This is a genomic window from Bradyrhizobium sp. 930_D9_N1_4 (assembly GCF_052076015.1).
GTDB lineage: Bacteria > Pseudomonadota > Alphaproteobacteria > Rhizobiales > Xanthobacteraceae > Bradyrhizobium.
Map to the genome: position 1 here is coordinate 3,703,455 of NZ_CP197236.1, position 16,853 is coordinate 3,720,307.

The window sequence follows — 16,853 nt, forward strand, 5'->3', positions numbered from 1 at the left end:
TGTGTGCACATTTGAACTCAAGCACTGCCGCCGCAATCACGTTGAGTCGCGTCAACACATGCATTGGCGCTTCTGATTGGGGCGTCAATGGGGAGGCGGCATTGCAGGATTGTGATAAGCGGAGGTCGGAAAAAATTGCCGCCCTGACTCATCAGAGTCTTGCACGGTTCGCGCGCGGCGGTGGATAACAGCGTCAACAATCTTGTCGCTTGCGTGTGACGCAGCTAGCGCGACATTGAATCGGGAGGCCGCGATTGATTGCATCGGATCTTCGCAGCGGCGTTGAGCGGCTCGGCGACATGATCGCCGAAGCCAGGACGATCGTGCCGTTCACCGGCGCCGGCATCTCGACCGAATGCGGCATCCCCGACTTCCGCTCGCCGGGTGGAATTTGGACGCGCTACCGTCCGATCGAGTTCGGCGAGTTCGTCGCGAGCCAGGACGCGCGCGATGAATCCTGGCGCCGCCGCTTCGCGATGGACGAGGTGTTCGCGGCGGCAAGACCCGGTCGCGGCCATCGCGCGCTGGCCTCGCTCTACCGCGCCGGCAAGATCCCCGCGATCATCACCCAGAACATCGACAATCTGCACCAGGCCTCGGGCTTCGCGAGCGAGCACGTGATCGAACTTCACGGCAACACCACTTACGCGCGCTGCATCGGATGCGGGCAGGCCTTTCAACTCGACTGGGTGAAGCGCCGTTTCGACACGGACGGCGCGGCCCCCAATTGCACGAATTGCGACGAGCCGGTGAAGACGGCGACGATCTCGTTCGGCCAGATGATGCCCGAAGACGAAATGCAGCGGGCCACCGAGCTGTCGCAAGCGTGCGACCTCTTCATCGCGATTGGTTCCTCGCTCGTGGTCTGGCCGGCGGCGGGCTTTCCGATGATGGCGAAGAACGCGGGTGCATGTCTGGTGATCATCAATCGCGAGCCGACCGATCAGGACGACATCGCCGACCTCGTGATCCGCCACGACATCGGCGAGACTCTCGGTCCCTTTGTCGGAAATTGAGGCATCAATTTGATTCGCGGCTGTGCAAGCTGTTCATAGGTTCCGTCGAATCTCTTTTTTGTCTATGCGTCGCAACCGGGAGTGTTATCTTTTGAGTCGAAAGATTCGCGTCGCGTCGAGTTGAGAAGTTTCTCTTAAGACGCGTGATTCGAGCGCCGCCAATGTGGCGGGTTGCATGGGATGTGTGGGGTCCGGGGTTATGGGGTCGTCGGACGGATTTGAGTCCAAGAAGATGGGAGTTCCCGCGGCGGGCGAGCACGGCGGTGCCGGTCGCGACAGCGTGCTCAGCCCTTTCACCGGGTTAGGCGAGGCCAGCGCGAACCTCGTTGAGGTTCACGGCGTCATCAAATGGTTCGACGCCTCAAAGGGCTACGGCTTCATCGTTCCCGACAATGGCTGGCCCGACGTGCTCCTGCACGTTACCGTGCTTAGGCGCGACGGCTTCCAGACCGCCTACGAAGGCGCCCGCATCGTCGTCGAGTGCGTCCAGCGCGCCAAGGGCCACCAGGCCTTCCGGGTGGTCTCGATGGATGAGTCGACCGCGATCCATCCCGCGCAGATGCTGCCGCCGCGCACCCACGTCACGGTGACCGCGACCAGCGGGCTCGAGCGGGCCCAGGTCAAATGGTTCAACCGGCTGCGCGGCTTCGGCTTCCTGACCTGCGGTGAGGGCACGCCCGACATCTTCGTGCACATGGAGACGCTGCGCCGCTTCGGCATGACCGAACTGCGGCCCGGCCAGTATGTCCTGGTCCGCTTCGGGCCCGGCTCGAAGGGCATGATGGCGGCCGAGATCCATCCCGAGACGGGTTCGCCGGGATTGCAGTCGCACTAGCTTCCAGTTCCCGCAATCGTGAGCAGAGGCGCGCCGGGTGACCGGCGCGCCTCTGGCTTTTGCCACACGCGCCGCGTAAGGACTGGTCCAGTTCCACGCCCGGGTGCCATTCCATGAATTTTGATCGACAGGCCGTCTGGTCCATCGCGAAGGGCTGGCTGGCCGCCATCCTCGTCGCCACCTTCGCCGCCGCCGGCACACCGGCCGGCGCTGCCAGCTTCCAGCCGCTCGAGATCGTCACCAAGAACGGCGTACAGGTGTTCTCGGTGGAAATGGCGACGACCGAGGAGGAGAAGCAGACCGGCCTGATGTACCGCAAGGAACTGGCCGACGGCAAAGGCATGCTGTTCGACTTCAATCCCGAGCAGGAAATCTCGATGTGGATGAAGAACACCTATGTCTCGCTCGACATGATCTTCATCCGCGCCGACGGCCGCATCCTGCGCATCGCCGAAAACACCGAGCCGATGTCGACCAGGATCATCTCGTCCCGGGGGCCCGCCCGGGCGGTCCTTGAGGTTGTGGCGGGCACGGCCCAGAAATACGGCATCCGTCCCGGCGACCGCATCGGCCATCCGCTGTTCGGCACCAAATAGGGGGGCGAACGGGCAGGGCCAGCGCTCGCCTCATCGGCGGCCCTGGAAGCCTTGATGGAGCTCCGGGAAGCGTGTATCGACGGGGCTCGCCGGACATTCGGGGTATAGCGCAGCCTGGTAGCGCGGCAGTTTTGGGTACTGCAGGTCGTTGGTTCGAATCCAGCTGCCCCGACCAGTCCCGATGTTGATGCCTCAAGGCTGATACTAGAGGCCCTGGCGACCTAGCGTCGCATCAGAACAGCAGCCACTCTACAAGCCGCCAGGCGATCCAGGCGAGGGCGCAGATCCAGCCGAGCATGACGATCCCGGCGACGCCAAGTCCGCACAGCGCAAACAGCGAGCTTCCGGTTTCCGGCGCGCCCGAGAGCTTCTCGGTCGTATCAATCTGACTCACAGCATCCCCTTGAGCATCCCCGTGCCTTGCGGCCTGCTGTTCATTGGTCTCTGCTCGCTCGTGAAAATTCACCGGCCGCGCTCCAGCTCACACGGACGTGAGACAAGTGACTGTCCATTCACGAGAGGCGCGCAGGTACCTGCGACGTCCACCGGACAGGTGGGAAGAAGCTGCAACGCGTGGCGCGGGGATTGGTTGCTGATGCCGGTCCCGGGACCAGGCGCGCGGCTGCGATTTTCGCAAACGCTGCGCCTGCTTGGCGCCTCCGCCGCGTTGAAGGAGACAGCAGGGCGCGCCGTCGGCGCGGCACCCGAAATCTGCTTCAAGCTTTCCTTCAGGCGAGGTCTCCATGTCGATCAGTGCGATTGCTTCATCCGCCGTGACGGCCTCGACGTCCCAGTCGACTGCCGCGACGTCATCCTCCGCGGCCTCGGCGACGTCGTCGACCTCGGCCACGTCGGAGACATCAGCAACATCGTCGTCGCAATCGGCGGGCGGCAGCTCGGGCTCGGGAGGCGGCGGCGGTTCGGCCAAGTCCATCGTCAGCGAGGTCTCCACCACCATTGGCGGCATCACCACCACGACGATCACCTATTCCGACGGCACGACCGAAGTCTCGACCTCGGCGAGCGCGCAAGGCAGCCAAAGAGGCCAGGGCAATCAGGCGGGACAGACATACAACGCACAAGGCACGCTCAGCGCTAACGCCCAGAGCACGGCGAGCATGTGAGCCGGCGCGGTCGCGGGGCAGGCGGCCTATCGCGTCCACATGCGCGCGGATCGGGCCTGAACCTCTGTCGAATCCCGAACTGAACCCTTGGCGCTCATTCCTCGCCCAACGCGACTTCTGCGCGATTTTTCAAGGCATTGGAGCAGGGTCGTGGATGCAAATTCGAAAAATTGTATCGAACCTTTGGCTGTCGCCACAGACATAAGGGTGTTGGGGATTTCAGCGCCCAATACCTAAACGGACGCCGCCAAGCGATGATATTCCGCTTGCGCGGCGTTGCGCTTTTCCGGAGCGTTTTCGGGCGAAGCTCCAGCGTTCAGCTGGTCGCGTACCAGCCGAGCGGAAACGGGAGGTACGGCCAGATCAGCTGATTGTCGTTGGCGGCCTTCGGCGGCTCCGGGACAGATGTCTGGACGCGCGAAACAAGTGGCGTCGAGCGCAACGCCAGGCGCAGCCGAATGCATTGCAAATTCATTGTGGTCGCCCCCGGCCAGTCAATTCTCTTGAAAAATTCGCGTCAGTTCAAAATTGCAAGCGCGTGCCTAAAACGGCCCGCTCATTCTCAAATTGTGCACGTACTCTAGAAAAATTGGCGCCGGTTTTCAACCGGTCTGGCCCCCCATACATGAGAAGTAAGGTTGATCGGTTAGGTTAAGGGCGAGCGGTGGTTGCGGCCGCCTCGATGGCTGTGATCAGGTCCGCAAGGCGCGCAATGGGCTGCCTGCAATGGGTGCTCACACAGCAATCATGTTCATCGCGGCGCGCGTATCCTGCGAGTTTTGCGTCATGTCTTTCGATCGCAACGTCCGAACCGCTTATCCGCAGTCGAGCTGGACCGAAATCTGGCACCTCTGGACTGTGATCGTGCCGCGCCGCTCGATCAACGGGCAGCTCGTGCTCGGAAAGGTCTGGCGCCGCCACGACGGCCGCGACTGGATCTACAGGAAGTTCACCGAGTACGACAGCGAAGCGGCATGACGCCGCATCGCCGTCGTCCGTCTCAGGCGGCCTTTGCAGGCGGGGCGGCCGCGGGCTTGGCGGGCGGCTTCAGCGGCTTGTCCTGCTTCTTGGACCAGGAAATGTAATAGGCCACCGTCGTCATGATCGCGATGCCGGCGATGCTGACGAAGATCTGCGCGAACAGCGAGCCCGAGCTCATCGACAGCTCGAAATGGCCGACGAAGGACAGGAATACACCGACGCAGAACACCGCGAGCGACTGCTGGCCGCACACGATCAGCGGATCGAACACCTTCCACTCCAGGCCCGGCCATTCCTTCGGCACGAAGCGGATCACCAGGATCACGATCACGACGAAGTGGAGGAAGCGGTAGGGCGCGAGGTTGGTCTTGTCGTTGGGGTTGAAGGCCGAGAACAGCCATTCCGGGAACATGCCGCCCAGGGTCGGGAAGCGGCCGGCCATGGTCATGACCAGCGCGAACAGCATGTAACCGAGGCAGAGCCACAGCGTGATCGGCGAATTGATCAGCGTCATCGAGCGCCGGGCACCGCCCATCGCACACCAGGCGCCGAACACGAACAGCACCTGCCAGGCATACGGGTTGAAGTACCACTGGCCGGCCGGATAGGCGGTCAGGTTGAGGCCGTAATGGCGCGCGGCGAGCCATAGCACGATCGACAGCGCCATCGTCAGATCGGGCTTGCGCAGCATGAACCACAGCACCGGCGGAAACAGGCCCATCAGCACGATATAGAGCGGCAGCACGTCGAGATTGAGCGGCTTGAAGCGCAGGAATAGCCCTTGGCGCAGCGTCTCGGTGGCGTTGTCGACGAGACCGGCGACGTTGAATTCGTTGATCATCTCGGAATCGCCGAAGCGCAGCGCGAGATAGCTGATCGAGGCGATGTAGATCACGAACAGGATGATGTGGGCGACGTAAAGCTGCCAGACCCGCTTGGTCAACCGGGTGGCGCCGACGATGAAGCCGCGCTCCAGCATCATCCGCGCGTAGACGAAGGAGGCGGTGTAGCCGGAGATGAAGACGAACAGATCGGCGGCGTCGGAGAAGCCGTAATTGCGCGTCGTGATCCAGTTCACGACGTTGTCGGGGATGTGGTCGAGGAAGATCGCCCAGTTGGCGACGCCGCGGAACAGGTCGAGCCTGAGGTCGCGGCCTTTCTCGGGGAGCGTTGCGCTGACGTTCAGGAAGGCCATGCGAGGTGGGCTTTCGAAGTGGACGGACAGGCTGATGTTTGCGAGGCAGGGCCGGCGGGCGGGACCGCGGCGCGGAAGGCGGGTACGCAATTGTCACGGTGCAGCATAATGACTATACCCGTCAGCAGGGCACCCGGGCGGCCGGAATCACCGGCCAGTTCCCGAACGGTGTCTCTATACTATGCCCGCGGTTTGCACCAACTGCTACCGTGACGCATCGAAATCGAACGAAATGCCGCAAAGAGGCCCGGACCGACCATGACCGCACGCATTTTCAAGCCCGCCAAGAACGCGATGCAATCCGGCCGGTCGAAGACCAAGGAATGGCAGCTCGACTACGAGCCGGAGCAGCCGCGCGCGGTCGAGCCGCTGATGGGCTGGACCTCGTCCGGCGACATGAAGCAGCAGATCACCCTGCGCTTCCACAGCAAGGACGAGGCGGTCGCCTATTGCGAGCGCAAGGGCATCGCCTACCAGGTCATCGAGCCCCAGGATTCGATCCGCCGCCCGGTCGCGTATTCGGATAATTTCTCGTTCCGGCGCGGCGAGCCCTGGACGCACTAAAGGCCCTTGCCAACTGAAATGCCGTCATGCCCGGGCTCGTCCCGGGCATTTGCGTTCAGGAGCGGCGGGGTGACGGGACGAGCGCGGCCTCCATGGTTCGAGACGCCCGCCTCGCGGGCTCCTCACCATGAGGATTTGATATCTCGCTGCGAAAACGTGACCTCATCCTGAGGGCCCGCCGGAGGCGGGCGTCTCGAAGGATGGGCCGCGGGGCAAGTGCTCGCCACGCTTTTCTAACCCTCGGAAGCCCAAGGTGGTTGGCACCACTTCCCCCGCGTGCTTCGCTGCCTCGCATGACACGACCATGACGAGGGTGGGGGATGGCCGGGCGTGACCAGCTCGACGGCGTCGATCTGAAGATACTCTCCGAGCTGCAACAGGACGGGCGTATCCGCAACAACGAGCTGGCGCTGCGCGTCGGCGTGTCTGCGCCGAACTGTTTGCGCCGGCTGAAATCGCTGTTCAGCCGGGGGGTGATCCGGGCGGTGCGTGCCGTCATCGACGAGCGGCGGCTCGGCTATGAAGTGGTGTCGTTCGTCTCGATCCAGCTCGGCAGCCAGGCGCAGCCGGTGCTGGAGGCGTTCGAGAGTTCGATATCGGCGATCCCGCGGATCCAGCAATGCTGGCGGATTTCAGGCGATACCGACTATCTCCTGAAATGCGTCGCGCCGAGCGTCGAGAGCATGCGCCAGCAGTTGCTGCATTTCGCAGCGATGCCAAACGTGAAGAACGTTCGCAGCTTCCCGGTGCTGGGTGTTGCGAAGGACGTGCCGCTGCCGTTGCAGGAAGTGGTGGCGTCGGCAGGGTAGGCCATTTGCACTCGGTGACGGATCAGCACTCGCTCCGTCCGCGCCGTCATTGCGAGCGCAGCGAAGCAATCCAGAATCCCTCCGCGGACAGACTCTGGATTGCTTCGCTGCGCGCGCAATGACGGAGCCAGGCGCATGCTCGTCGTCCTCCGGCCCGCATCGTCAATCTCGGATACTTTACAAAAGCCGAATCGACAGGCGTCCTAAAAGCTTAGTAACTCACCTAACTGTGACATGTGATTTACGAAGCCCTGCAATGCGCGGCGCCGTGATTGCCGGCCTCCGTGCCCGGCCTACATGCGAGATGTGACCCTTGGCGTGCGTCGTATGCCGAGGCTGCTTTTGTGGGACCCTGAGCCAGGAAAAGACAACATGACCTCGACCTCGAAGACGTTCGTCGCCTCCGCCGCGACGCTGTTCGCCTCTGCGTTTCTCATGATGACCGCGCCGGCTGCGAAGGCCGACGATTTCTGCATCACCAACGGCGCCCAGGCCGCGCATGGCTGCGGTTATCCGACGATGGAAGCCTGCCGTCAGGCGGCCGGCGGCATCGGCGGCTCGTGCTCGCAGAGCGGCGGCGCGAAGACCAGCAACGATGCGTTGGCGTTCCAGCCGAAGCAGGCAAAACAGCCCAAGCTTCGTTCGGGCGCGCAGACCAATTCGAACTGACGCAAGAACACCAGCGCTCGCATTCGAGACCGGTTTCGAGATGTTGCGGCCTCCGAGAGTCATCTCGGGGGCCGTAAATTCGTGACGACCTGGTGACGGCGTTTCTCAGCGATACCGGCCGCGAAACTCGCGAGGGGAGGCGCCGGTCCAGGTGCGGAAGGCGCGCGAAAAGCTCTTCTCGTTGCGGAAGCCGGCGATCTCCGCGATCCGCTTGATCGGCGTGCGGCCGCGCATCAGCTCCTGTTTCGCCAGCTCGAACTTGGCCTCTTCCTTGAGATCGCGCAGCGAGGTCGCCTCCTCGCGCAGGCGGCGGTGCATGGTGCGGGTCGAAAGTGCCAGCTCGCTTGCGACATCCTCGGCGCCGAGACTGCGGCCGCGGGCATGGCGCAGCACGCGGCGGACGCGCTCGACCAGCAGCCGGTCGCGCCGGTAGGGCAGTACGGTCAGGCGCAGCGCGCCCTTGAGCATGTTGTCGAGATCGGCCGCGCTGCGGGTGAGCGGCAGCGAGAGATAGTGCTTGTCGAAGACGATACAGGCGTGGTCGGCCTCGAAGCGGATCGTCTTGCAAAAGATGGTCGGGTAGACCGAGAGATGGACGGGCTCGGGGTAAGGGAAGTCCGCCGTGCGGAGCGCGATCCTGGAATCGACCGCCCAGCAGGAGAAGCCGAGCGTGTAACGGAGCAGGGTGACCAGGCAGAATTCGCGTGACGGCCCGAGGTCGCGCAGTTCCCGGATCGACACGATCGCGGTCTCCTCTCCGACCTCGAGATCGAGCAGCACGTCCTCGGTGAGCAGGCGGTGATGCCGGCACCAGCGTTTGAGCGCGACTTCGAGCGTCGGCGCGGTGATCGAGGCGCGGCACAGCATGCCGTAGCTGCCGAAGGGCAGCCGGCGCGAGAACCAGCCGAGCGCCTCGTCGTCGAGCTCGCGCATGGCATGGCCCGCCAGGGCCTCGAACTGGGCGGCCGTGACCCGCCCGTCCGGAGAATTGACAAGGTCTGGCACTACCTGACCCCGGCCCAGCGCCTCAGTGGGATCGCGGCCGTATCGTTCATAGGCTGCAATGACACCGCGGACAAAGGCGGCGGGGGTCATTGCGCGGCGCGGGACAGCGGTTGCGGCTTGAAAAGGCATGGACATCCTCTGGGAAAATCCTCGCCAAGTTTGGCGGAAAATGCAACCTTTTCGACCGCAGAAGGGCCCTAATGCCGCTAGGTTCGGTCCCAAATTACGGAGGAATCGCCTTGAACATCCCGAGCATCGATTTCGATCTGGGCGAAGACATCAGCATGCTGCGCGACACCGTGCGCGCATTCGTGGAGGCGGAGATCGCCCCGCGCGCCGCCGAGGTCGAGAAGGCAAACCTTTTCCCGGCCGACCTCTGGAAGCGCTTCGGCGACCTCGGCCTGCTCGGCATGACCGCGCCGGAGCAATATGGCGGCTCCAACATGGGCTATCTCGCCCATGTCGTCGCCATGGAAGAGATTTCGCGCGGGTCCGCCGCTGTGGGGCTTTCCTACGGCGCCCATTCCAACCTCTGCGTCAACCAGATCCGCCGCAACGGCACCGATGCGCAGCGCGAGCGCTATCTGCCGAAGCTGATCTCCGGCGACTATGTCGGCGCGCTCGCGATGTCCGAGCCTGGCGCGGGATCGGACGTGGTCTCGATGAAGCTGCGCGCCGACAAGCGCGGCGACCGCTATGTGCTCAACGGCTCGAAAATGTGGATCACCAATGGCGGCGATGCCGACGTGCTGGTGGTCTATGCCAAGACCGATCCGGAGGCCGGCCCGCGCGGCATGACCGCGTTCCTGATCGAGAAGGACTTCAAGGGTTTCACCCACGGCCAGCATCTCGACAAGCTCGGCATGCGCGGCTCCAACACCTATCCGCTGTTCTTCGACGATTGCGAGGTGCCGGAGGAGAACGTGCTCGGCAAGGTGGGCGAGGGCGTCAAGGTGCTGATGTCCGGCCTCGACTATGAGCGCGCGGTGCTCTCGGGGGGCCCGCTCGGGATCATGGCGGCCTGCATGGACGCCGTGGTGCCCTACATGCACGAGCGCAAACAGTTCGGCCAGCCGATCGGCGACTTCCAGCTGATGCAGGGCAAGCTCGCCGATATGTATTCGACCTGGCAGGCCACGCGTGCCTATGTCTACGCCGTGGGGAAGGCCTGCGACCGCGCCGACCACGCGCGCAGCCTGCGCAAGGATTCGGCCGCCGCGATCCTCTATTCCGCGGAGAAGGCGACGTGGATGGCGGGCGAGGCGATCCAGGCGCTGGGCGGCGTCGGCTATACATCCGAGTTTCCGGTCGGCCGGCTCTGGCGCGACGCCAAGCTCTACGAGATCGGCGCGGGCACCTCGGAGGTGCGCCGCATGCTGATCGGCCGCGAGCTGATGTCCGAGACGGCTTAAAACCTTTCACCTCATTGGAATCAACATGCCGCTTCATTCCAGCATCGATACGTCTTCATCCGACTTTGCGCGCAATTCCGAGGCCATGCACGGGCTTGTCGCCGATCTGCGCGAAAAGCTCGCCCAGGTCGCCGGCGGCGGCGGCGAGGTCTCGCGCAACCGCCACACGTCGCGCGGCAAGATGCTGGCGCGCGAGCGCGTCGACCTGCTGGTCGATCCCGGCACCTCGTTCCTGGAGCTTTCGCCGCTGGCGGCCCACGGCCTCTATGGTGGCGACGTGCATTCGGCGAGCGTCGTCACCGGGGTCGGGCGCATCGCGGGCCGCGAATGTGTCATCGTCGCCAACGACGCCACCATCAAGGGCGGCACCTATTATCCGATGACGGTGAAGAAGCATCTGCGCGCGCAGGACGTGGCGCGGCAGAACAACCTGCCTTGCGTCTACATGGTCGATTCCGGCGGCGCCTTCCTGCCGCTGCAGGACGAGATCTTTCCGGACGAGCGGCATTTCGGCCGCATCTTCTACAACCAGGCGCAGATGTCCTCGCAGGGCATTCCGCAGATCGCGATCGTGATGGGCTCCTGCACCGCGGGCGGGGCCTATGTGCCCGCGATGTCGGACGAGAGCATCATCGTGCGCAACCAAGGCACCATCTTCCTCGGCGGACCACCGCTGGTGAAGGCCGCGACCGGCGAGGTCGTGACCGCCGAGGAGCTCGGCGGCGCCGACGTGCATTCCCGGCAGTCGGGCGTGACCGATCACTACGCCCAGAACGATGCGCACGCGATCGGCATCGCGCGCCGCATCGTCGGCACGCTGAAGCCGTCCACGCGGCCGAACCTCAACATGCATCCGCCGCGCGATCCGCTGTTTGCGGCGGAGGAGATTTACGGCGTGGTGCCGGTCGATGGCCGCAAGCCGTTCGACGTGCGCGACATCATCGCGCGCGTGGTGGACGGTTCCGAGTTCGACGAGTTCAAGAAACTCTACGGCACGACGCTGGTGTGCGGCTTTGCCCACATCTGGGGCTATCCTGTCGGCATCATCGCCAACAACGGCATCCTCTTCAGCGAAAGCTCGCTGAAGGGCGCGCATTTCATCGAGCTGTGCTGCCAGCGCGGCATTCCGCTGGTGTTCCTGCAGAACATCACGGGCTTCATGGTCGGCAAGAAATACGAGGCCGGCGGCATCGCGCGCGACGGCGCCAAGCTCGTGACCGCGGTTGCGACCGCCTCGGTGCCGAAATTCACCGTCGTGATCGGCGGCTCCTACGGCGCCGGCAATTACGGCATGTGCGGCCGCGCCTATTCACCGCGCTTCCTGTGGATGTGGCCGAATGCGCGCATCTCGGTGATGGGCGGCGAGCAGGCCTCGATGGTGCTGAGCCAGGTCCGGCGCGACAATATCGAAGCCAAGGGCGATAGCTGGTCGAAGGACGAGGAAGACAAGTTCCGCAAGCCGATCCGCGACCAATATGAGAGCCAGGGGCACCCGTACTACGCGACCGCGCGCTTGTGGGACGACGGCGTGATCGATCCGGCCGACACGCGCCTCGTGCTCGGCCTCGGCCTCTCGGCGGCGTCGAATGCGCCGATCGAGCCGACGAAATTCGGCCTGTTCAGGATGTGATGCGATGGACCGTTCAAAGCTCTACCGCCGTTTTCGCACGCTCCTGATCGCCAACCGCGGCGAGATCGCAGCCCGCGTCATCCGCACCGCCCGCGCCATGGGTCTGCGCACGGTTGCGGTCTATTCCGAGGCCGATCGCGACGCCATGCATGTTGCGCTCGCGGACGAGGCCGTGCTGCTTGGGCCCGCACGGGCCCGCGACAGCTATCTCAATGTCGAGCGGCTGATCGAAGCCGCACGCAAGACCGGCGCCGAGGCCGTGCACCCGGGCTACGGCTTCCTGTCGGAGAACGCCGAGTTCGCGCAGGCCTGTTACGACGCAGGGCTCGTCTTTGTCGGCCCGACCGCCGACATGATGAATGCGATGGGCTCGAAATCAGGTTCGAAGGCGCTGATGGAGAAAGCCGGCGTGCCCCTGGTGCCCGGCTATCACGGCGAGGCCCAGGACGATGCGACGCTGGCGAAGGCCGCGGACAAGGTCGGCTTTCCCATTCTGGTGAAAGCCTCGGCCGGCGGCGGCGGCCGCGGCATGCGTGTGGTGCGCTCCGCGGACGAACTTGGACCAGCGATCGTCAGTGCCAAGCGGGAAGCAAAAGCCGCGTTCGGCGACGACCGCATGCTGATCGAGAAATATGTCGACAATCCCCGGCATATCGAAGTGCAGATCGTCGGCGACAGCCACGGCAATCTGCTGTCGCTGTTCGAGCGCGAATGCACCTTGCAGCGCCGGCACCAGAAGGTGATCGAGGAAGCGCCGTCGCCGACGCTCAATCCTGCCCAGCGCGAGGCGGTTTGTGCTGCCGCGCGAAAGGCGGCGGGGGCGGTGAACTATGTCGGCGCCGGCACCATCGAGTTCGTCTCCGACGGCAAGGACGTGTTCTTCATCGAAATGAACACGCGCCTTCAGGTCGAGCACCCCGTGACCGAGTTGATCACCGGGATCGACCTGGTCGAATGGCAGCTCCGCGTCGCCTTCGGCGAGCTGCTGCCGCTGAAACAGGACGAGATCAAGCTCAACGGCCACGCCGTCGAGGCGCGCGTCTACGCCGAGAACCCGACCAAGAACTTCATGCCGTCGGTCGGCAGGATCTCGACCTGGCGGCTGCCGGCCGAGACCGGCGGCCTGCGCATCGACGCCGGTTATCGCGAGGGCGATACTGTTTCGCCGTACTACGACGCCATGCTGGCCAAGATGATCGCGTGGGCACCGACGCGGGATGTCGCGATCGAGCGGCTGAACCGCGGGCTGGAGGAGGCCGACGTTCGCGGCATCGTCACCAACATTCCGTTCCTGTCGGCGCTGATGACGCATCCGAAGGTGCGGACCAATGCGATCGACACCGGCTTCATCGAGCGCGAGCTGGCGGTGCTGACGCAGGCCTCGCCGGCGCCCGGCGAGCTCGAGCTCTGCGCAGCGGTCGCCGCTGTGATCCATGACGAGCGACAGGCCGCGCAAGGCGCTGCGAACTCGCCCTGGCAGACCTTCGGCTGGCAGCCGGTCGGCCGCCGCCAGCGCAGCTTTGCCTTCCGCGTCGGCCACGGGACGGAGCAGAAGGTCACGCTGAACTACGGCAGCGGACCGTCGACGCTTGTGATTGGCGACCGCGAGCTGGCGTTTGCGATCGTGCCGAAGGATGGTGGTTTCGATCTGACGCTGGACGGGGTCAAATCGTCCGTCGCGGCCGTGATCTCCGGCCATGAGCTTTACCTGCGCACGCGCAACGGACGCTTCGACCTGCATTGGGTCGATCCGTTCGGCGGCGAGAGCGAGGAGCAGACCGGCGCGGACAAGATCGCAGCCCCCTTGCCGGGTACGGTTGTCGCCGTGCTGGCCGAGGAAGGGGCAAAACTCGAGAAGGGCGCGCCGATCCTCACGCTGGAGGTGATGAAGATGGAGCAGACGCTGCGGGCACCTTATGCGGGCGTGCTGAAATCCATCAGGTGCAACGTCGGCGACATCGTGCAGGAGGGCGTCGAACTCGCCGTGGTCGAGGCTTCCGGAGAGTGATATGAGCGATCCCGTCCGCATCATCGAGATGGGGCCGCGCGACGGCCTCCAGAACGAGAAGACGCCCGTCACCGTCGAGGCCCGCATCGCCTTCATCGAGGCGCTGGTGGCGGCTGGCCTCGACACGGTCGAGGTCGGCGCCTTCGTCTCGCCCAAGGCGATCCCGCAGATGGCGAGCTCGGACGCCGTGCTGCGCGGCGTGAACCATATCAAGGGCGCCGAATTCCACGTGCTGGTGCCGAACGAGAAGGGCTACGATGCCGCGCGCGCGGCCGGCGCGAAAGTGGTCTCCGTGTTCGCGGCGGCCTCCGAAGGCTTCTCCCGCGCCAACATCAATTGCACGGTCGCGGAGTCCATCGAGCGGTTCAAGCCGGTGCTGGTGCGGGCCAAGGCCGACGGCATTCCGGTGCGCGGTTATATTTCCTGCGTGCTGGGTTGTCCGTTCGACGGCGAGATCAAGCCGAAGGCGGTCGCCGATCTCGCCAATACGCTATGGGAGCTCGGCTGCTACGAGATCTCGCTCGGCGACACCATCGGCGTCGGCACGCCTGACAAGGCGAAGGAGATGCTGCGCGCGGTCAGCGCCAACATCGCCCCCGCAAAACTCGCGATGCATTTCCACGACACCTACGGGCAGGCGCTCGCCAATCTCTATGCCGGCCTGGAGCAGGGCGTCCGCGTCATCGATGCCGCCGCGGGTGGGCTCGGCGGCTGTCCCTATGCCCCGGGCGCGACCGGCAATGTCGCGACCGAGGATGTCGTCTACATGCTCGAAGGCATGGGTGTCAGGACCGGGGTGGACATGGAAAAGCTGCTGGCTGCCACGAACGAGATGAGCGGCGTGCTGGGCAAGGCGCCCGTCAGTCGCGTGGCGTCCGCGTTGAATGCGAAGAAGAAGCGGGCGGGTTCGTCAACGTAGGGCGGGTTAGCGAAGCGTAACCCGCCACTGGCTTTGTCCGCGGCGACAGAAGAGGTGGATTACGCCTTCGGCTAATCCACCCTACGAGCCTTCGCTTAGGCCGCCTTCAGCCCGACGTCCGGCAGGCGCGGCCGGCTCTTCAGCGCCTTGGCCATCATGGCCTCGACCTCGGCCTTTTCTTGGGGCAGCAGCGCCAGGCGCGGCGGACGGGTCAGTGCGGTGCCGCGGCCCATGATGTGCTCGCACAGCTTGATGCACTGGACGAGGTCCGGGCGCGCGTCGAGGTGCAAGAGCGGCATGAACCATTCGTAAAGCGGCATGGCCTCGGCCAGGCGGCCGGCCTTGGCGAGGCGGAACAGCGTCTCGCCTTCGCGCGGGAACGCGTTCGACATGCCGGAGACCCAGCCGACGGCACCCATGGCGATGCTCTCGACGATGACGTCGTCGAGGCCCGCGAACAGCACGAAGCGGTCGCCGACCATGTTGCGGGTGTCGATGAAGCGTCTGGTGTCGCCTGAGGAGTCCTTGAAGCAGACCACGGTCTCGACGTCAGCCAGCGTGGCCAGGATATCAGGCGTCACGTCGTTCTTGTAGATCGGCGGATTGTTGTAGAGCATCACCGGCAGGTCGGTCGCGGTGGCAACCGCACGGAAATGCGCGGCGGTCTCGTGCGGCTTGGACGAATAGACCAGGGCCGGCATCACCATCACGCCGTCGATGCCGACGCGTGCGGCCTCCTTCGCCGTCTCGACCGCGAAGGCCGTGGTGAACTCGGCGATGCCGCACAGGACCGGCACGCGGCCTTTCGCGACGGACTTCGCCGTCTCCATGATCGCGACCTTCTCTTTGCGCTCGAGAGAGGTGTTCTCGCCGACCGAGCCGCAGACGATCAGGCCGGAGACGCCGTCGCGGATCAGTCCGTCCATGACTTTGGCGGTGGCGTCGATGTCGAGCGAGAGATCGTCGTGGAATTGCGTGGTGACGGCCGGGAAGACGCCTTCCCAGGAAACGCGGCGGCTCATGATGTGACTCCAAGTGAGATGGCCGGCGGGGGGCTGGATCCGCCGGTTGTTGTGAAGAGGATGGCGAAAGAGATCAGAGCGTCGCACCGACCTTGCGCAGCTCGGCGAGAACGGGTGCCTTGGGCAGCCAGATCTTGTCGAACTCGGCGATGACGGCTTCGGTGTCGCCGGCCGGGACCTGGCGGATCGGGATCGGTGCGTTCTTGAAGTTCTCGATCAGCGTGGGCTCGTTGGAGGCCAGCTCGTCGATCTGGGCGTCCAGCGTCGTCTTGATCGTCTTGGCGATCAGTTCGCGGTCGGCCGCGGGCAGCGTCTGCCAGACCCGGCCCGAGACCACCGCGGCCATCGGCATGAAGACGGCATTCATCTGGAGGATCACCTTCGACACCTTGTCGAAGCGCTGGTTCCAGGAGAATTCGAGATCGGCCTCGAGGCCGTCGACCTGGCCGTTGGCCATAGCGTCGAATACCTGCGGCGTCGGGATCGGCGTCGGCGCAGCACCCAGCGAGGAATAGAAATCGCGATAGACCGGCGTCGGATTGATGCGCAGCTTCATGCCCTTGATGTCGGCGAGGCTTGTCAGGTCCTTCGAAGAAAACACCGCGCGCATGCCGGTGATGCCCCAGCCGAGGCCGATGGTGCCGGTCTCCTGCGGCAGCACCTCGAACAGCTTCACCGCCGCCGGATGCCGCACGAACTTCGCGACCGCCGGCGTCGAGCGGACGATGTAGGGGGCGTTGATCGCGGCGATGTGCGGCACGCGCGAGCCGAGCTCGGCGGCCTGGATGAAGCCCATGTCGAGCGCGCCGGATTGCAATTGCTGCATCATCGCGGGCTCGTTGCCGAGCTGGCCGGAGTGGAACACGGTCAGGGTCAGGCGGCCGCTGGTAGCCGCCTTGAGGTCATCGCCGAACTTGATGGCGGCCTTGTTCCAGGAATGGCCGTTCGGCGTGATCAGACCGAGGCGGAATTCCTTGGCCTGGGCGAGCGCCAGCGACGGTGCGAACACCGAGGCGGCGGCACTGGCGGCGAGAAAGCGGCGGCGTGTAAGCGGCATGGTCGGGCTTC

Annotated in this window: 18 protein-coding genes and 1 tRNA gene; 13 read left to right on the forward strand and 6 right to left on the reverse strand. The window is 64.7% G+C overall.

The features are described from left to right. The first annotated feature begins 254 nt into the window (after positions 1–254). From AB7532_RS17455 to AB7532_RS17470, 4 genes are all read left to right on the forward strand, one after another. Entirely contained in the window at positions 255–1,016 is a 762-nt protein-coding gene (locus AB7532_RS17455; protein ID WP_441236004.1) for an SIR2 family NAD-dependent protein deacylase, read from the forward strand. 199 nt (positions 1,017–1,215) lie between these two features. Further along, a complete protein-coding gene (locus AB7532_RS17460) occupies positions 1,216–1,851 on the forward strand; it encodes a cold-shock protein (protein ID WP_441236005.1) in 636 nt (211 codons plus the stop codon). Between the two features lie 113 nt (positions 1,852–1,964). Then, positions 1,965–2,447: a DUF192 domain-containing protein gene (locus AB7532_RS17465; protein WP_441236006.1), complete on the forward strand. Its 483-nt coding sequence runs from the start codon at positions 1,965–1,967 to the stop codon at positions 2,445–2,447. A 98-nt stretch (positions 2,448–2,545) separates the two neighbouring features. Then, positions 2,546–2,622 (forward strand) — tRNA-Pro (locus tag AB7532_RS17470). A 57-nt stretch (positions 2,623–2,679) separates the two neighbouring features. On the opposite strand, the gene AB7532_RS17475 is transcribed toward AB7532_RS17470, so the two are convergent. Next, positions 2,680–2,841, reverse strand: a complete 162-nt coding sequence (locus AB7532_RS17475) for an RNA-binding protein (protein ID WP_441236007.1) — start codon at positions 2,839–2,841, stop codon at positions 2,680–2,682. A gap of 349 nt (positions 2,842–3,190) precedes the next feature. Between AB7532_RS17475 and AB7532_RS17480 the strand changes: the two genes are divergently transcribed. Next, entirely contained in the window at positions 3,191–3,571 is a 381-nt protein-coding gene (locus tag AB7532_RS17480) for a hypothetical protein (protein WP_441236008.1), read from the forward strand. A gap of 316 nt (positions 3,572–3,887) precedes the next feature. Here AB7532_RS17480 and AB7532_RS17485 read toward each other — a convergent pair whose 3' ends face one another. After that, a complete protein-coding gene (locus AB7532_RS17485) occupies positions 3,888–4,046 on the reverse strand; it encodes a hypothetical protein (protein ID WP_441236009.1) in 159 nt (52 codons plus the stop codon). 311 nt (positions 4,047–4,357) lie between these two features. On the opposite strand from AB7532_RS17485, the gene AB7532_RS17490 reads away from it, so the two are divergent. Further along, complete coding sequence (locus tag AB7532_RS17490; protein WP_441236010.1) at positions 4,358–4,549, forward strand: hypothetical protein; 192 nt, start codon at positions 4,358–4,360, stop codon at positions 4,547–4,549. Positions 4,550–4,571: 22 nt separating this feature from the next. Here AB7532_RS17490 and AB7532_RS17495 read toward each other — a convergent pair whose 3' ends face one another. After that, entirely contained in the window at positions 4,572–5,747 is a 1,176-nt protein-coding gene (locus AB7532_RS17495; RefSeq protein WP_441236011.1) for an OpgC domain-containing protein, read from the reverse strand. Between the two features lie 258 nt (positions 5,748–6,005). On the opposite strand from AB7532_RS17495, the gene AB7532_RS17500 reads away from it, so the two are divergent. The 3 genes from AB7532_RS17500 to AB7532_RS17510 all read left to right on the forward strand — a co-directional run bounded on the left by AB7532_RS17500 (position 6,006) and on the right by AB7532_RS17510 (position 7,789). Then, a complete protein-coding gene (locus AB7532_RS17500) occupies positions 6,006–6,311 on the forward strand; it encodes an ETC complex I subunit (protein ID WP_441236012.1) in 306 nt (101 codons plus the stop codon). 320 nt (positions 6,312–6,631) lie between these two features. Further along, positions 6,632–7,120 (forward strand): Lrp/AsnC family transcriptional regulator, encoded by a 489-nt coding sequence (locus AB7532_RS17505; protein ID WP_441236013.1) that lies wholly within the window; start codon positions 6,632–6,634, stop codon positions 7,118–7,120. 372 nt (positions 7,121–7,492) lie between these two features. Next, positions 7,493–7,789 carry a DUF3551 domain-containing protein gene (locus AB7532_RS17510; RefSeq protein WP_441236014.1) on the forward strand — a complete coding sequence of 99 codons (297 nt, stop codon included), beginning with the start codon at positions 7,493–7,495 and terminating at the stop codon, positions 7,787–7,789. 105 nt (positions 7,790–7,894) lie between these two features. Here the strand turns inward: AB7532_RS17510 and AB7532_RS17515 are convergent, their stop codons facing one another. Next, a complete protein-coding gene (locus AB7532_RS17515) occupies positions 7,895–8,923 on the reverse strand; it encodes an AraC family transcriptional regulator (protein ID WP_441236015.1) in 1,029 nt (342 codons plus the stop codon). A gap of 71 nt (positions 8,924–8,994) precedes the next feature. Here AB7532_RS17515 and AB7532_RS17520 point away from each other — a divergent pair, with 71 nt between their 5' ends. From AB7532_RS17520 to AB7532_RS17535, 4 genes are read left to right on the forward strand one after another with little or no spacing between them, the layout of a single operon-like run. Continuing rightward, positions 8,995–10,206 (forward strand): isovaleryl-CoA dehydrogenase, encoded by a 1,212-nt coding sequence (locus AB7532_RS17520; protein WP_441236016.1) that lies wholly within the window; start codon positions 8,995–8,997, stop codon positions 10,204–10,206. A 25-nt stretch (positions 10,207–10,231) separates the two neighbouring features. Further along, positions 10,232–11,836 carry a carboxyl transferase domain-containing protein gene (locus AB7532_RS17525; protein WP_441236017.1) on the forward strand — a complete coding sequence of 535 codons (1,605 nt, stop codon included), beginning with the start codon at positions 10,232–10,234 and terminating at the stop codon, positions 11,834–11,836. Positions 11,837–11,840: 4 nt separating this feature from the next. After that, positions 11,841–13,844 (forward strand): acetyl/propionyl/methylcrotonyl-CoA carboxylase subunit alpha, encoded by a 2,004-nt coding sequence (locus AB7532_RS17530; RefSeq protein ID WP_441236018.1) that lies wholly within the window; start codon positions 11,841–11,843, stop codon positions 13,842–13,844. 1 nt (position 13,845) lies between these two features. Further along, positions 13,846–14,763: a hydroxymethylglutaryl-CoA lyase gene (locus AB7532_RS17535; protein ID WP_441236019.1), complete on the forward strand. Its 918-nt coding sequence runs from the start codon at positions 13,846–13,848 to the stop codon at positions 14,761–14,763. A 95-nt stretch (positions 14,764–14,858) separates the two neighbouring features. Here AB7532_RS17535 and AB7532_RS17540 read toward each other — a convergent pair whose 3' ends face one another. Next, positions 14,859–15,785 (reverse strand): dihydrodipicolinate synthase family protein, encoded by a 927-nt coding sequence (locus AB7532_RS17540; protein ID WP_441236020.1) that lies wholly within the window; start codon positions 15,783–15,785, stop codon positions 14,859–14,861. A gap of 73 nt (positions 15,786–15,858) precedes the next feature. Continuing rightward, positions 15,859–16,842, reverse strand: coding sequence for a TRAP transporter substrate-binding protein (locus AB7532_RS17545; RefSeq protein WP_441236021.1), 984 nt, complete (start codon positions 16,840–16,842; stop codon positions 15,859–15,861). Between the last annotated feature and the right edge of the window lie 11 nt (positions 16,843–16,853).

Coding starts and splice junctions, on each gene's coding strand:
- AB7532_RS17460 (WP_441236005.1), top strand. CDS start 1,216: ATGGGGTCGTCGGACGGATTTGAGTCCAAGAAGATGGGAGTTCCCGCG.
- AB7532_RS17465 (WP_441236006.1), top strand. CDS start 1,965: ATGAATTTTGATCGACAGGCCGTCTGGTCCATCGCGAAGGGCTGGCTG.
- AB7532_RS17480 (WP_441236008.1), top strand. CDS start 3,191: ATGTCGATCAGTGCGATTGCTTCATCCGCCGTGACGGCCTCGACGTCC.
- AB7532_RS17485 (WP_441236009.1), bottom strand. CDS start 4,046: ATGAATTTGCAATGCATTCGGCTGCGCCTGGCGTTGCGCTCGACGCCA.
- AB7532_RS17490 (WP_441236010.1), top strand. CDS start 4,358: ATGTCTTTCGATCGCAACGTCCGAACCGCTTATCCGCAGTCGAGCTGG.
- AB7532_RS17495 (WP_441236011.1), bottom strand. CDS start 5,747: ATGGCCTTCCTGAACGTCAGCGCAACGCTCCCCGAGAAAGGCCGCGAC.
- AB7532_RS17500 (WP_441236012.1), top strand. CDS start 6,006: ATGACCGCACGCATTTTCAAGCCCGCCAAGAACGCGATGCAATCCGGC.
- AB7532_RS17505 (WP_441236013.1), top strand. CDS start 6,632: ATGGCCGGGCGTGACCAGCTCGACGGCGTCGATCTGAAGATACTCTCC.
- AB7532_RS17510 (WP_441236014.1), top strand. CDS start 7,493: ATGACCTCGACCTCGAAGACGTTCGTCGCCTCCGCCGCGACGCTGTTC.
- AB7532_RS17515 (WP_441236015.1), bottom strand. CDS start 8,923: ATGCCTTTTCAAGCCGCAACCGCTGTCCCGCGCCGCGCAATGACCCCC.
- AB7532_RS17520 (WP_441236016.1), top strand. CDS start 8,995: ATGCCGCTAGGTTCGGTCCCAAATTACGGAGGAATCGCCTTGAACATC.
- AB7532_RS17525 (WP_441236017.1), top strand. CDS start 10,232: ATGCCGCTTCATTCCAGCATCGATACGTCTTCATCCGACTTTGCGCGC.
- AB7532_RS17530 (WP_441236018.1), top strand. CDS start 11,841: ATGGACCGTTCAAAGCTCTACCGCCGTTTTCGCACGCTCCTGATCGCC.
- AB7532_RS17535 (WP_441236019.1), top strand. CDS start 13,846: ATGAGCGATCCCGTCCGCATCATCGAGATGGGGCCGCGCGACGGCCTC.
- AB7532_RS17540 (WP_441236020.1), bottom strand. CDS start 15,785: ATGAGCCGCCGCGTTTCCTGGGAAGGCGTCTTCCCGGCCGTCACCACG.
- AB7532_RS17545 (WP_441236021.1), bottom strand. CDS start 16,842: ATGCCGCTTACACGCCGCCGCTTTCTCGCCGCCAGTGCCGCCGCCTCG.